The organism is Betaproteobacteria bacterium, from assembly GCA_016720925.1.
Lineage (GTDB): Bacteria > Pseudomonadota > Gammaproteobacteria > Burkholderiales > Usitatibacteraceae > UKL13-2.
In genome coordinates this window covers 197053-212022 of sequence record JADKJR010000036.1, presented here as the reverse complement: position 1 = coordinate 212022, position 14970 = coordinate 197053, and the positions used below count along the sequence as shown (strand labels likewise).

General features: G+C 57.8%; 8 protein-coding genes, 1 tRNA gene and 2 pseudogenes. 3 read left to right on the top strand and 8 right to left on the bottom strand.

Going from position 1 to position 14970, the window contains the following annotated elements:
• Positions 1–28 precede the first annotated feature (28 nt).
• On the bottom strand, positions 29–1270 hold the full coding sequence (locus IPP88_23775) for an aspartate kinase (protein ID MBL0125551.1): 1242 nt from the start codon (positions 1268–1270) through the stop codon (positions 29–31).
• Between the two features lie 218 nt (positions 1271–1488).
• Here IPP88_23775 and queD point away from each other — a divergent pair, with 218 nt between their 5' ends.
• On the top strand, positions 1489–1947 hold the full coding sequence (queD, locus tag IPP88_23770; protein MBL0125550.1) for a 6-carboxytetrahydropterin synthase QueD: 459 nt from the start codon (positions 1489–1491) through the stop codon (positions 1945–1947).
• A gap of 115 nt (positions 1948–2062) precedes the next feature.
• On the opposite strand, the gene IPP88_23765 is transcribed toward queD, so the two are convergent.
• Positions 2063–3226, bottom strand: coding sequence for a PQQ-dependent sugar dehydrogenase (locus IPP88_23765; GenBank protein ID MBL0125549.1), 1164 nt, complete (start codon positions 3224–3226; stop codon positions 2063–2065).
• A gap of 226 nt (positions 3227–3452) precedes the next feature.
• Entirely contained in the window at positions 3453–3995 is a 543-nt protein-coding gene (locus IPP88_23760; protein MBL0125548.1) for a CBS domain-containing protein, read from the bottom strand.
• Positions 3996–4420: 425 nt separating this feature from the next.
• On the opposite strand from IPP88_23760, the pseudogene IPP88_23755 reads away from it, so the two are divergent.
• Positions 4421–7903: pseudogene (locus IPP88_23755) on the top strand (FAD-dependent oxidoreductase).
• Between the two features lie 177 nt (positions 7904–8080).
• Here IPP88_23755 and IPP88_23750 read toward each other — a convergent pair.
• Positions 8081–8170: transfer RNA gene (locus IPP88_23750), tRNA-Ser, on the bottom strand.
• 140 nt (positions 8171–8310) lie between these two features.
• On the opposite strand from IPP88_23750, the gene IPP88_23745 reads away from it, so the two are divergent.
• On the top strand, positions 8311–9003 hold the full coding sequence (locus tag IPP88_23745) for a Bax inhibitor-1 family protein (GenBank protein ID MBL0125547.1): 693 nt from the start codon (positions 8311–8313) through the stop codon (positions 9001–9003).
• A 121-nt stretch (positions 9004–9124) separates the two neighbouring features.
• Here IPP88_23745 and rlmD read toward each other — a convergent pair.
• From rlmD to IPP88_23725, 4 genes and pseudogenes are all read right to left on the bottom strand, one after another.
• Positions 9125–10442, bottom strand: a pseudogene (rlmD, locus tag IPP88_23740) (23S rRNA (uracil(1939)-C(5))-methyltransferase RlmD).
• A 146-nt stretch (positions 10443–10588) separates the two neighbouring features.
• Positions 10589–13234 carry a trypsin-like peptidase domain-containing protein gene (locus IPP88_23735; GenBank protein ID MBL0125546.1) on the bottom strand — a complete coding sequence of 882 codons (2646 nt, stop codon included), beginning with the start codon at positions 13232–13234 and terminating at the stop codon, positions 10589–10591.
• Between the two features lie 8 nt (positions 13235–13242).
• Positions 13243–14196: a sterol desaturase family protein gene (locus tag IPP88_23730; protein MBL0125545.1), complete on the bottom strand. Its 954-nt coding sequence runs from the start codon at positions 14194–14196 to the stop codon at positions 13243–13245.
• 25 nt (positions 14197–14221) lie between these two features.
• Positions 14222–14959, bottom strand: coding sequence for a polysaccharide deacetylase family protein (locus tag IPP88_23725; protein MBL0125544.1), 738 nt, complete (start codon positions 14957–14959; stop codon positions 14222–14224).
• Positions 14960–14970: the final 11 nt, after the last annotated feature.

Here is a 14970-nt window from a genome sequence, read left to right as displayed (position 1 = left end):
GGCCTTGTTGAGGGTTGAACTGACCTGATCAGGCAGGCAGTTTATCGAGTTCAAACACCTGATGCAATGCGCGCACGGCGAGTTCCATGTATTTTTCATCGACGACGACCGAGGTCTTGATTTCGGACGTGGAGATCATCTGGATGTTGATGTTTTCCTTGGCCAGGCACTCAAACATTTTCGCCGCGACGCCGGCGTGAGAACGCATGCCGATGCCGACGATCGATACCTTCGCGCTCTTGTTATCGCCCGTCACGCCCTTGGCGTTGATAACGGGTTTCACTTTGTCGTTCAGAATCGCCATCGCCTTGACATAATCGTTGCGATGCACGGTGAACGAAAAATCCGTCAGGCCTTCGGTGGAGGTGTTCTGGATGATCATATCGACATCGATGTTCGCATCCGCGATCGGGCCGAGAATGGAATAGGCGATACCTGGGCGATCGGGTACGCCGGTGACAGTGAGTTTGGCCTCGTCGCGCGTAAACGCGATACCGGAGATGATGGCTTGTTCCATGGTGTTGTCTTCCTCGTACGTAATCAGCGTGCCGGTGTCGGTCGAATCATGCGCGGTGAATGACGACAGGACACGCAGCTTGACCTTGTATTTGCCGGCAAATTCCACCGAGCGGATTTGCAGTACCTTCGAACCAAGACTTGCGAGCTCGAACATTTCTTCAAAGGTGATTTTTTCGAGCTTGCGCGCTTCGGGCACCACGCGTGGATCGGTCGTATAAACGCCGTCGACGTCGGTAAATATCTGACATTCATCGGCCTTCAGCGCCGCAGCGAGTGCCACGCCTGTCGTATCCGAGCCACCGCGACCCAGCGTGGTAATGTTGCCGTTCTCATCGATTCCCTGAAAACCAGCGACCACCGCGACATAACCGGCATCGAGATCGCGGCGCACGTTATTGTCTTCAATCGACAGGATGCGTGCCTTGGTATGGGCGCTGTCGGTCAGGATCTTCACCTGCCAGCCGGTATAGCTGCGCGCCTTAATGCCGAGATTCTGCAACGCCAGCGACAGCAGGCCAACCGACACCTGCTCGCCCGTGGAGGCAATGACATCGAGCTCACGACCGTCGGGGTCGGGATGCAATTCCTTGGCCAACGCGATCAGCCGGTTGGTCTCGCCGGCCATGGCCGACGGCACAATGATCAACTGATGGCCTTGCTGATGATAATAAGCAATGCGTTTCGCCACCTCGCGGATACGCTCGGGCGACCCCATCGAGGTGCCGCCGTATTTCTGGACAATTAGCGCCATGACTTATGTTTCTGAAAACAACGATGATGAAACAAGGGATTTGTGCGGTGCAATAATTGTTATTCTAGCGCCTTGTTGGAGAAAAAACGAGTGCAAACAATGGTATTGAAAGTGGATCCATCGATTCGCTGCCTGAGCGAATGACCTGCCTCTCCTGATTTGCTCGCAAGACACCATCGGCATGGCGCCCTGAAACACATCAGGCAGTAAAATGCCGCATGCCCGCCACCATCGCCATCACCCGTCGACTCGAATTTGACGCAGGTCATCGCCTGCCGAACCACGAAAGCCAGTGCCGAAATATCCATGGCCACCGCTATGCCCTTGAAATCACGTTGAGTTCAGACGTCATTCACGAGGAAGGGGCGGCTGATGACGGCATGGTGATGGATTTCGGCGACATCAAGCGCATCGCGAAGGAAAAACTGGTTGATCTCTGGGACCATGCCTTTCTCGTCTATCGCGGCGATAAGGTAATGGTGAATTTTCTGGCGGCGATTCCCGGCCACAAAACGGTGGTGCTGGATGTTGTGCCTACCGCGGAGAATCTGGTGGAGGTCGCGTTCCGTATATTGAAGGACGCCTACCGCGATCGCTTTGGACATGTACTGACTCTGACGCGTGTTCGCCTTTATGAAACGCCTAATTGCTGGGCGGACGCAGGCGCAAGCGACTGACAGGTCTGCAAGCTTTTTCGACTGACCATGATCACGACTGGCGTGGTCAGCGTCAGTGGACTGTTAAATGTGGTGTGTTACCAGGGAAGACACGCGGGAGTAAATTGGGAACTGCCTATTTCACGGGTTCCAAGCGGATCAGTTCACCATTGGCGGAATCGGTGAGCAGGTAGAGATTGCCATCCGGCCCTTCGCGAACATCACGGATGCGCCCCAGCTTGCCTTCCAGTATTCGTTCCTGCGCAACGACCTTTTCGCCATCGAGCGTCACGCGCATCAGCAGTTGTTTCGCCAGCGCACCAACAAACAAGTTACCTTTCCACTTCGGGAAATTCTTGCCTGAATAGAAAGCCATGCCGGATGGCGCAATCGACGGCACCCAGTATAAAAGCGGCTGCATCATGCCGGGTCCCGCTGTGCCCTCGCCTATTTTGGAGCCGATGCCATAGTTGACCCCGTAGGAAATAACCGGCCAGCCGTAATTGGCGCTGGCGGAAAGAATGTTGATCTCATCGCCACCTTGCGGGCCATGCTCATGCGTCCACACGCGGCCGGTATCGGGATGCAGCGCGGCGCCTTGCATATTGCGATGGCCCCAGGAAAAAATCTCCGGAAGCGCCGTCGGCGTTTTCACAAATGGATTGTCGGCTGGAACGCGGCCATCGTCGTGCAGGCGAATGCTTTTCCCCGCGTGGTCATTCAACTGCTGTGCGCGCTGTGCGGCACCCCTTGACGTGCTGTCACCGCGATCCCCGAGCGTCAAATACAGATAGCCTTGCCGATCGAATACGATCCGCGACCCGAAATGTTGCCCGGCGCTAGATTTGGGCTGCATCCTGAAAAGCACCTGCACATCGATCATGCGCGGCATTTCCCTGGTGCCGCCCAATTTTCCGCGCGCGAGTTCGGTGCCATGCATACGTGCCGCATCCGTGGCATTGTATGACCAGTAAATCCAGCCATTTTCGGCGTACTTTGGATGCAGCGCGATATCGAGCAGTCCGCCTTGTCCGTGCTCCGTAACCTTTGGAATTCCCGCGACTGGGGCGACAAGCAGTTTGCCGCTTTCAACAATTCGCAGCTGACCGAGCCTCTCGGTTACCAGCATCCGGCCATCAGGCAGAAACGCGATGCCCCACGGATGATAGAGGCCTTCAATGATTTTCGTTACACGGACCTTGTAGTCCTGCGTGTCAACAATGGTCTGCGCCAACGCAAGCTGGCAACAGCAGGAAAAAATCGCGCTTGATACGCACAAAATGACGGGAACCAGGCGCATGCATACTCCTTGAAAGGGGCGACGGCGTCATTGCCAATATGGCCGGAGACCCGCGCCAGTGCTTGATCTACGAGATCGCCATTTTGCAGATTACCGCGATCGCGGCTTGGGTAATGCGCAAGCCGCATCGACCGCGACACAAACGTCCAACGAAACGCTCACTCATCCCGAGAAAACCGGTCGTGTTGCCACGCTTGTCGGGATTACATGGCATTGTGTTGCCTGCTCAATCCTTGAGGAGGCGCATGATCTTCGCGGCAGAAAACATTCCCCGCAGGCGCGCGCCGTGTTCGTCCGAATTCTCGATCACGGCAATATGCGTACGTCCTGTTTCCTTGAACAACTTCAGTACCATTTCAATGCTGCTGCGCTCGATATCTTTCATGTCCGCGACCTGCCATTCATCGACCTTTTCCATGATGTCCTGCACGAGGACGTCATCGCGCGAGTAGCTTCGATGGTTACCGTCGACCGATTGCAAATGGCGGATCGGCTTGTCCCCCTGGATATCATAGGCCGTGATCATGCCGAGGACATGCCGCTTGTCGTTGCTGATGACGAATGCCGATCTCACCCCGGTGTGTTTCAAATGCTCCAGTGCGGAATCGATCGGCGACTCCGCAGGCACAACCACGGCCGAGCGCTCATGGAAATCTGACATCACCGAGTGAGCCGGGTCGGCGCGACTGACCAGCCACGGGTTGCCACCTGGCGCACCAAGTTTGAGGCCAGGGACGGGTTTGAGACTAAGTGATCGCGTGGTACTCATTTGGAGCTCCTCAGAGGAGAAAACAACTTGTGTTTGCAATTCGAAACGACACCGCAAATTCTACCGCGTCGTTGCCATGCTTTATAATTTCACTTCATGTATCGGTTGGCCGCCACTGAACGGATGCGCCCATGGCATGTATTTGTCCAAGGTGCTGTAGGGCGGTTCCTGATGACTTCCAATACCACGGAAATCATGCACAGGGTACTTCGCGCAACGCCAAGTCCCAAGGCGTATGACAACATTGCCGAAACCAAGTTGCTCCTTCAGCAGGCGAGAAAATTTGAACAGAACTGAAAGCATGCTGCAACCTGGAAATGTAACCGCCGTCATTCCAGCGAATTTCCCCTTTTGAATTCGGGAAGCTTTCCAAACGGCGCAACCACCCTAGACTCCCGCTTTCGCGCGAGTGATGGTCTTATCCAATGCCCCTGACACTTGCCTACGGTCTCACGTTTTCCGACCTTTACCGACGCGAAGGTCTTGCCAGGCTCGATCACGCCTTTCTTTCCCATCTTGTCGAAACCGATGCGTCACTTGCCGACCGTTTGACTTCCGGACGCAGCGACCCGGCAGCACTCACAAAAAAAGACGAGTCCGCCCTGATCATTGAAGTAGGGCCCCACTTGGACCGCTTTATTTCGCAGTTCTTCGGGATTGCCGACGAAGTGCTTGCACTCACCGGAAAACATGACGAACTGGGGCCGCTTTACCGTGTCAAGCGCCAATTCGTGCAGCGCAAGGCAACGGCCAAATACAAAGCCGATGTAGCTGCTGCATTCGACGGTGCCGCGCTTGAAGTGGAACTGACGAAAGCTCTGGCATGCACTTTCAGCGAACTCGCCTACGCCGTGCAGGTTGAAAGTTGGCTCAAGGACGAGGCAGCAAACGAACGCGCAATCGACCTCGCCATGCGCTATGCCGCTTGGGCGCTGCATACCGAGGCCGGGCGGGCACGCAACCACGCGGGTGTGCTGTTCAAAGCGCCGTCCAAACTCGATTATCAGAATCTGGTTTTGCACGCGCAGAAACACGAGGTGGAGGGTGTCACCACATTTACCATCAAGCCCGAGCACATTCGCCGCCGCAACGGTTTTGCCCTGACCGACCAGGGCACCGATCTCAAGGGTGCGCTCGCCGAGGCCAATTACTGTATCTGGTGCCACACACAAGGCAAGGACTCCTGCTCGACGGGATTGAAAGAAAAACCTGGTACGGATGGAACGGCTGCGTTCAAGAAAAGTCCGTTCGGCGTAACCCTCGCCGGATGCCCGCTGGAAGAAAAGATATCCGAATTCCATACCCTCAAGGCAACTGGCCACGCGATTTCGGCGCTCGCCGTCATCACCATCGATAACCCGATGGCCGCCGCCACCGGACATCGTATTTGCAATGACTGCATGAAATCCTGCATCTATCAGAAGCAGGAACCGGTCAACATTCCCGAGGCCGAAACACGCACGCTCAAGGACGTACTCGAACTCCCATGGGGCTTCGAAATCTACTCCCTGCTGACGCGCTGGAACCCGCTCAACCTGCGCCAGCCACTGCCACGTGCCGCGAGCGGCTACCGCGTGCTGGTCGTGGGCATGGGCCCGGCGGGTTTCGGGCTTTCCCACAATCTCATGAACGACGGCCACAGCGTAGTCGGCATCGATGGCCTCAAGATCGAGGCCCTGCCGGAAAACCTGTCCGGCGTGCGCGCCGACGGGTCACGCGTCGCATTTGATCCGGTGCGTGACGTGACAACGCTCTACGAATCCCTCGACGATCGCGTCATGGCGGGTTTTGGCGGTGTCGCCGAGTACGGCATTACCGTCCGCTGGAACAAGAACTTCCTCAAGGTGATTCGCTTGCTTCTTGAACGACGCGAAGAGTTTGCGCTGTTTGGTGGTGTGCGCTTTGGCGGCACACTGACCTCCGACGACGCCTTTGCCATGGGCTTCGACCACATTGCACTAGCAATGGGTGCGGGCAAGCCAACCGTGCTGGATATTCCAAACGGCCTGGCACGCGGCGTGCGCACCGCTTCCGACTTCCTGATGGCGTTACAACTCACGGGTGCCGCGAAGTCCGATTCCATCGCCAACATGCAGGTGCGACTGCCGGTGGTGGTCATCGGTGGCGGCCTCACCGCCATCGATACCGCGACCGAGTCGCTCGCTTATTACCCCATTCAAGCGGAAAAATTCCTGCAACGCTATGAAGCGCTTTCCGCGGAAAAAGGCGAGGATGCCGTGCGCGAGGCGTGGAGCCATGAAGAAAGAGAAATCGCCGAAGAATTCCTGGCACATGCCCGCGCAATCCGCACCGAACGCGAACTTGCCAATCAAGAGAAACGCGAACCGCGCATCATTGAATTGCTGCAAAGCTGGGGCGGCGCCACCATTGCCTATCGCCGCCACCTTGTCGACAGCCCCTCTTACACGCTGAACCATGAGGAAGTGGAGAAAGCGTTGGAGGAAGGTATCCGCTTCTCCGAAGGTCTCACGCCGCTATCGGTGGACGTGGATGACTATGGCGCGGTGCGCGGCATCAATTTCAATTCGCAACGCGTGAGCGAGAGCGGTGAGCGGTTGCCGGCAGGCGATTATCACCTTCCCGCTCACACGGTATTTGTCGCAGCGGGCACATCGCCCAATACCGTACTCGCGCGCGAACACCCGCAGCATTTCAGCCTGGACGGCAAGTATTTCAAGGCCTGCGATGAGAACGGCCAGCCGGTCAAGCCCGAATTCTCACTTTGCAAACCCGAACACGCCGAAGTGCTGCTCTCGCGCCTCGACGACGGTCGCTTCGTGTCGTTCTTCGGTGATCTGCATCCCTCGTATTTCGGCAACGTCGTGAAAGCCCTCGGTAGCGCCAATCAGGGTTCCCCCGTGGTGTCGCGCGTGCTGGCCAAACGGCCTCCGAGCGGGAAAGGTACAAACGCCGAATTCGCCGCCGGGCTTGCTGACGATCTCCTCGCCACCGTGGAACGCGTCGAACGCCTCACCCCCAACATCGTCGAAGTCGTGGTGCGGGCGCCGCTCGCGGCCCGCAAATTCCGGCCCGGGCAGTTCTACCGGCTGCAAAATTACGAGACGCTCTCGCCGGTGACACGCGGCACGCGCCTGCAGACGGAAGGTCTCGCCCTTACCGGCGCATGGACTGACCCGGAGAAAGGCCTTGTCTCCACCATCGTGCTGGAAATGGGCGGTTCGTCCGATCTGTGCGCGATGTTGAAACCCGGCGAACGTGTGGTACTGATGGGCCCAACCGGCACACCAACGCACATTGCGCCCAACGAGACCGTGGCGCTGGTTGGCGGTGGCCTCGGAAACGCCGTGTTGTTTTCCATCGGCCAGGCGTTCCGCGCCGCGGGCTCGAAAGTGCTCTACTTCGCCGGCTACAAAAAAGTCATCGATCGCTACAAGGTCGCGGACATCGAAGCCGCGGCCGACGTCATTATCTGGTGTTGCGACGAACTGCCCGGCTTCACACCAGGCCGTCCACAGGACCGCAGCTTCGTCGGCAATATCGTGCAGGCCATGGAGGCCTACGCGTCGGGCCGGCTTGGTGCGCCGGAGATTCGCATGGAAGACGCCGACCGCCTCATCGCCATCGGTTCGGACCGCATGATGTCGGCGGTGGGCCGCGCGCGCCACGACGTACTCAAGGCGCACATGAAGCCGCATCACTTCGCCATCGGCTCCATCAATTCGCCCATGCAGTGCATGATGAAAGAGATCTGCGCCCAGTGCCTGCAACCGCAGCGCGATCCGCACACCGGCAAGGTGACGTACGTCTTCTCTTGCTTCAACCAGGATCAGGAATTTGACTGCGTCGATTTTCAGGCGCTGTCCGAGCGTCTCAAGCAGAATTCCCTGCAGGAAAAGCTCACCAAGCAGTGGATCGAGGTTTGTCTGGGCGACTTCGAAAAACACCCCCCCCCCCCCGCCCCCCCAAGGGGGGGGGCCCCCGGGCAGGCGCAGGCTGGGTGCGCACCGACCCGGCTTTGGTGGATGGTCACGCCAGCACGGCCCCCCCCCCCCCCCCCCCCCCCCCCCACCCCCGGCGCTGGACCCGCAAGGGTGGGGGGAGGGTGGCGGAAGCGGTGAGATTCGAACTCACGGATGACTCACGCCATCGCTGGTTTTCAAGACCAGTGCCTTAAACCGCTCGGCCACGCTTCCACGAACGGCGCATTTTACCACTCCGGTGCGCATTTCCTCTTGGGACGAAACCGCCCCGGCAAGCGACGAATGGCTGCCGGAACTTTCAAGGTTAGGTTATAGTCCTATCCACGTATTTACTGGTTTCAGGAGATAACACCATGTCTGACATTCAAATCCTCAATCCTTCCGGCGCATCCGGCACACTTGCCGCATCGCAAAACCGGGTGTTGCGCAATACCTACATGTTGCTGGCGCTGTCGCTGGTGCCGACCGTAGCCGGTGCATGGCTCGGCGTGCAGATGAAGTTCTCGCTTTTCGCCGGCAGCCCGTTCCTGGGATTCATGCTGTTCATGGCGATCGCGTTCGGTTTCTTTTACGCCATCGAAAAAACCAAGAACAGCGCATGGGGCGTTGCGATTCTGCTGGGCTTCACGTTTTTCATGGGGCTGATGCTCTCGCGCCTGATTGAACGCACGCTCGGCTTCAGCAACGGCGGCGCATTGATTGCGACGGCATTCGGCGGCACCTCGGCTATTTTCTTTGGCATGGCCACACTCGCCGGCACCATCAAGCGCGACCTGTCGAACATGGGCAAATTCCTCATGATGGGTGTACTGCTGCTGATCGTCGCGGCGGTCGCGAACATCTTCCTGCAGATTCCGGCGCTGATGCTGACGATCATGGTGCTGGCGGTCGGCATTTTCTCCGCGCTTTTGTTGTATGACGTGAACCGCATCATCACCGGCGGCGAAACCAACTACATCAGCGCGACGCTGGCGATCTATCTCGACATCTACAATATCTTCACCAATCTGCTGGCCTTGCTGGGGATTGGCGGCGGTAACGACTGATCCTTCCTCACGTCGAAAAAAAGCGGCCGGTTGGCCGCTTTTTTATTGCCAAACTATAGCATTGGCGCGGCTTTACAGCCATTTTTGCCCTGCGAGGCCCGACAGCGCTCGCTTTTTGCCTTCACTCCCTCTCAAACAGCGCAATCGATTCCACGTGCGCCGTGTGCGGAAACATATTCACTATACCCGCCACTTTGAGCCTGAATCCCTGCGTATGCACCAGCACCTCCGCGTCGCGTGCCAGCGTGCCGGGACTGCATGAAACATACACAATGCGCGTCAGTTCCGGCCGCAAGGTTGGCCCGAGTAGTTTGCAGACTTCCATTGCGCCGTCGCGTGGCGGGTCGATCAGCATCTTGGACACGGCGGGAATTTTCTTCATCGCCGTTTCCTGATCGGTGTACAAGTCGGCCGCGAAGAAACGCGCGCGCGGCGCAAGCTGGTTGCGCGCGGCATTTTCCATGGCGCGCGTAGTCAGCGCCTCGCTACCTTCAACACCGATGACATTCGCGCCGCGTTGAGCGATTGGCAAACTGAAATTCCCGAGGCCACAAAACAAGTCCGCGATGCATTCGCCTGGCTGCGGGTCGAGCAGATCGATAGCCCGCTGCACCATCAGCCGGTTGACGCGATGATTGACCTGGGTGAATTCGGTCGGCCTGAAATTAATCTCCAGGCCGAACTCCGGCAACGTATAAGTCAGCTCCGGCGCATCGAGTGGGTACCAAGGCACGGCCGTATCCGGCCCCTTGACCTGTACCCACCACTGGATTCGATGCGACAGCGGGGGCGTCGGCAAAGGCACGCAGTTTTGCCTCGTCAGACGGCGTAAGCGGCTCCAGCAGCCGCAACACCAGCGCGGTTACCCTCTCCCCCACGGCCACTTCAATTTGCGGGATACGCTCGCGCATATCCAGCGAACTCATCAACTCGCGCAACGGATCGATCAATCGGCCGAGGCCGCCGGCCAGCACTTCACAGGAATGCATGTCGGCAACGTAACTGGATTTCTTTTCGCGAAAGCCCACCAGCACGCCGCCTTTCTTGGCGACGTAATGCACCGACATGCGGGCGCGGTGACGGTATTCCCACGGCGCGCCATAAATGGGTGGCAGCACGCGTTCGGGCTCGACCTTGCCGATACGCGCGAGGTTGTCTTCCAGCACGCGCTGCTTGGCGGCAACCTGCAGCTGCAAATCCGCATGCTGCTGGCCGCAGCCACCGCAGATTTCGTAAAAACGACATTTTGCCGATACCCGATCCGACGATTCGCGAACGATGCGAGTCAGTTTCGCAGTCTCAAAATTCTTCTTCTTGCGCGACGGCTCGTATTCGACAAACTCGCGTGGCAACGCCCCCTCAACAAATATCGCCTTGCCGTCAACGTGCGCGACGCCGCGGCCTTCGTGATCGAGAGATTCGATTAATGCGGAATGAATTACCAGTGGGACGAGGTTGGCGGTCATGCGAGATGTGGACGATTGCGGAAGCGCGCATTATACGCGGCACGATTCCCCGGGTTTCGGCACGTCAGAAACGACAAGGGCGCATTGCTGCGCCCTTGTGAATATCCAGCCGCCCTGTGTCAGGGCTTCGTGCACTCCGGACGGAAGGCATCGAACACCTGACGTTCGATCGGTTTGGTCACCGGCTGGCCATTGACCTCGTACGTCAACTGCGCCGAATTGCCGGTGGTGAACTCGACACGCATGTTGCCGACACGTGTGACGTTCGTGGCCGGGTTGAGCGGGATGAATGGGTTCGCGTTGAAGGCGGATCCGGTCACGCGCAACAAGTCCCCCTGAAAGGTTTGCACGTCGGTGAGCTTTGACATGGTTGCCGTCAACCACATTCCCTTGTTGAAAATGCCCACGCCCGGTTCGTAGGTAAACAGCGTCGCGAAAATCGTATCGCTCTGATGCGTGAAATTGATACCCCATCCGGATTCACCGGGATTCCACCACAGGTCCTGATAGTTGAATGAAAAACTGCGGTCGCTTCCGGTGAATTCACACACCGGCAACGTCGCGAATGCCTGGCGGGAAATAGATTTGGTAACAACCGTTCCGGCTGGCGCGCCGGTGCCGGGCCCGGTAATTGTGTAAGTCAGCGTGCCGGTGTTGGCGCTCGTGAAGTCGAAACGCATATTGCCGACGTTGGTGCTGTTGGCGCCCGTGATCGGCGTAAACGGCACGGCATTGAACGCCGGGCCGCCCACGCGCAACAAGTCACCTGAAAATGAATCGCTGCCGCCTATCCGGTTCCCACTGGAAACCAGCCACATCCCGGGATTTTGCGTACCAAGTCCCGCCGCCTCGTAATTGAACATGGTGGCAAAGATCTGATTGCTCTGATGGTTGACGTTCACGCCCCAACCACTTTGCGCGTCACCGCCCCACCACATCGCGGTGTGATTGGTGGTGGCGGTGGTAAAGCTGGTGGAAATGCTGTAACCGCTGGTGGTCACCACGGCGGGATCATAGGCGGCAACTGCCAGGTAATAATTACCGGGGCTCACTTGCCAGGCGACGCCGAATTCATTGTTTTCGTCAAAATTGTCGTCGTTCGTCTGCAGGGTACTGCCGTTCGCGTCCATAAGATTGCCGATCAGGTCGTAGCCGCCGGCGGATTTCACGAACAGGGTCCCGGTCTGTGTGACCGCGACGCGGAACACGTCTATGTCTCCCACGTAACTGAGTGAACCGCTTGCCGTCGCGCCAGGCGCGATTGCGGTCGACGACAAGGAAGGCTGATTCGGATGATCGTCGGCGGGATAGCTTTGCCCGTTCAGCAGTGGGGCAATCTGCGGGTAAAAATAGTCGAATCGCCCGTAATTGGCGTTCTCGGTCGCGTTGCTGCACGACATTCCGTTGGGATCAGTGCGGGTCGTGGAATTCGACAGCACGCCGCGCAATTGCAGGCTGCCATTGGCAACAACAAAAAGGCCCGAGCCCGATGATCCCTGCTCAATCACACCCCGGCTGAAAAGGATCGCGTACAACTCCTGTTCATAGCCTGCCACCCGGATCAAGCCGTCCGTTCGACCCTGTATGGTCGACGAGACGGTGCCGAGGGCAAATTTCTTCACATCACCTGTCGGGTGACTGATCGACACGATCGACGAATCGGGCGCCAACGCGGCGGCATTCCAGCCGGAAAAAATGGCGCCGGATGGCGGCGACAGATTCATCTTCAGCAACGTTTGGTCAACAAATTGATTGGTGAAAACCAATTGCGCGCCGCCACTGACATCCACCCTGTTGGGGCTTGCCGCGGCAGTACCTCCGCCGCATGTCGTGCTTTCATAGAACCAGCGCGTGGAAATGCTGGTGGCTTCAGCTTGCGTGGAAATGCAATGATTGGCCGTCAGCAGGAAGTTTTGCAGCGCGTTGGAATTGATCAGCGTTGCCGTGCACACGTAGGAACCGCCACCACTTTGGAAACTGAGGCGGGCAACGGACTTGATGCGTTCCGCAATGGCGGAATCAATGACTGAATTATTGGACGTGCACACCACGTCCGGGCTACAGGTTCCCGCCGCCGCGTTGATCGAAGCCTGACTCGGCCCGTTCGCCATGTTGAGCGACTCTTCAAAATGGACAATGTCCGCCACGCGAATCTGGCTACCACCCGCGCCATCAACGCGCTGCGGCGTGTGAATTTCAACAAGCTGGGTTTCGCCATCGGTATACGGAGTCCAAATTTCGCCGCCTTGCGCGACGCGGAGCGGCAACGACTCGGCCGCATTGCCCGCATTGCCCGCATTGGCCACGACCCGCATTTCGCCCATCGTCATACCGGGTGGCAGGTTCAATTTGGCGCGTATGCCAAATGCGCCGGCCGAGGTGATACGAATGTGCGTTACGCTGGTACCGTCAGCCAACCTTTCCCATTGCACCGGCCGGCTTTCCATATTGGACGGGAATACCGAGCCGACACGGCGTGGTGCGGATGGGTCTGGAGGCGGCTTGATGCCCAGCGCCTTTGCCAGCGGGGGCACCGCGCCTTCGCGATACGAGGCACTCTGTGCGGCTTCAACGAGCTGCTTGCTGCTGGGGGCAATCCTTACATCCATGATTGGCGCGGTAAAGGATCGTAACGTTACGTTCGCCGAGGCAGGGCCCTGCTGGACGCGGCTGTGCATTTCCTGCGCCATCAGCGGCGGCGGCAACATCCCGGCCGCAAACAGGAACGCGCCAACCCATTTCGCAAATCGACTATTTCTACACATGAAATTCCTCATTGGTTATTGCCCAAAGTGCTACCCAGTCTCTTGATCCCCAACCATTGCTGCGCCCAGAATCCGCGCCCATATTCAATGCCATCAAGTTGATCCCGAATGCCCGTCGGTGGATAGGTCTTTTCAAAGTTAGCCGTACCGAAAAGCACATCCCATGCCGGAAACAGCACGGCAAAATTACAACCGCGCACGGGACCTTCATGACCGGCGCCAATGGCATGGTGCACACGATGAAATTGCGGGCTTACCAGCAAATAATTTCCGATTCGACCGAAGCCCAGTTTGAGGTTCGCGTGCGCCAGACTCTCGACGACACGGGTAGCGACAACGATGGTGACAAACGCAGCCGGTGGCACGCCGATCAGTAACGCCACCAGCGCAAATATTCCGTTGATCAACACGTCATCCAGCAGGTGATTGCGGTTGTCGGTCCAGAAGGTCATGCTGCGCTGGGAATGATGCAGGCTGTGCAATGCCCACCAAAAAGTGACGCGATGCTGCCATCGGTGTAGCCAATAAGCGACAAAATCGAGAATCACCAGATAAACCAGAAATGACAGCAAATGCGAGTCGTTCAGCATTGGCAACGCATCTTCCAGCTTCCAAGGGATGACGTCCTGCATCCGTAGCCAGCCATCGATGCCGCCGATCACTGGCGTCAGCAGCGCAAACAACATCAGCGGCACAAAACCAAGCCGCTGCAGCAACGTGTAGATCACATCCACGCGCTTTTCATCGCCCTCCTGGGTTTCCAGCGGCCACCATCTTTCCATCGAGCCCAGCACGATTGCCAGCGCGGTAATTTCGATGGCGCCGATGAGAAAAAATTCGGTGGCGTCAAAAGCCCATTCCGCATAGCCGCCGAACCCCAGCGAATGCAATAGCGGCAGCACACCGGTTTCGAACACCCGCCCGTGGAGTGCGGCAAACAGACTATCAATTTCGTCTAGCATCGATCATTTGTCTTCCGTGAATCGGCTACTTTTTCCCGAGCAGATGTTCGGTGATGCGCGCAAAGCACAGCCCTTTGGCCTTCAATCCGGCAATGAGTTCATCCAGACGCGGGTAAAGTGGATCCTTTCGCGACCATATCCCCAGATGCCAGAGCAGGATGTCGCCATCCTTGACGTTTTTCAATTGCGTCTTGATCAGTTGATCCGACGGATATTTTTCACTTGGCAACTCGTCGCCGGACAATCCTGCCGGGCTCCACGCTACATGCCTGAACCCGCACGCCTCGGCGAAGCGTCTCGCGTTAGGTGTGAGTTTGCCCCCTGGTGCGCGCCAGATGCCATCGAAGCCACGACCGGTCATGGTTTTGAAAGCGTCCTCGCTTTTCCTGATCTCCTCGCATACGCCCGCCTCGTCCAGCGTGTCGCCCGACTTGGCGCTCCATGGAACATAGGTAACTTTGTCGCCAACGTCACGCCGGAAATACCAGTGCCGCCAGGTATGCGATCCAAATGCGTGGCCTTCGGCAACACGCGCTTTCCAAAAATTCGCCCACGACGGGTCAAGCGAAGTATCGCCGCGCTGCGTCTTTTCATTGGCGAGAAAGAAGGTGGCCTTGACGTCGTGCTTCCTGAGAATCGCCGCCATTTCATCGGCGGGCGCCATGTGGCCGGTATCAATAGTGAGGTAGACCGTGCCCTTGCATTCAGCCGCGGATGTGGCTGCCGCAAAAAAGAACATCGCGGCACCGATGCACGACCTCATGCGCCATGCCG

Bases quoted from the DNA above. Each gene is read 5' to 3' on its own strand.
- IPP88_23765 (MBL0125549.1), bottom strand. From the start codon at position 3,226: ATGCGCCTGGTTCCCGTCATTTTGTGCGTATCAAGCGCGATTTTTTCC.
- IPP88_23760 (MBL0125548.1), bottom strand. From the start codon at position 3,995: ATGAGTACCACGCGATCACTTAGTCTCAAACCCGTCCCTGGCCTCAAA.
- queD (MBL0125550.1), top strand. From the start codon at position 1,489: ATGCCCGCCACCATCGCCATCACCCGTCGACTCGAATTTGACGCAGGT.
- IPP88_23775 (MBL0125551.1), bottom strand. From the start codon at position 1,270: ATGGCGCTAATTGTCCAGAAATACGGCGGCACCTCGATGGGGTCGCCC.
- IPP88_23730 (MBL0125545.1), bottom strand. From the start codon at position 14,196: ATGCTAGACGAAATTGATAGTCTGTTTGCCGCACTCCACGGGCGGGTG.
- IPP88_23735 (MBL0125546.1), bottom strand. From the start codon at position 13,234: ATGTGTAGAAATAGTCGATTTGCGAAATGGGTTGGCGCGTTCCTGTTT.
- IPP88_23725 (MBL0125544.1), bottom strand. From the start codon at position 14,959: ATGAGGTCGTGCATCGGTGCCGCGATGTTCTTTTTTGCGGCAGCCACA.
- IPP88_23745 (MBL0125547.1), top strand. From the start codon at position 8,311: ATGTCTGACATTCAAATCCTCAATCCTTCCGGCGCATCCGGCACACTT.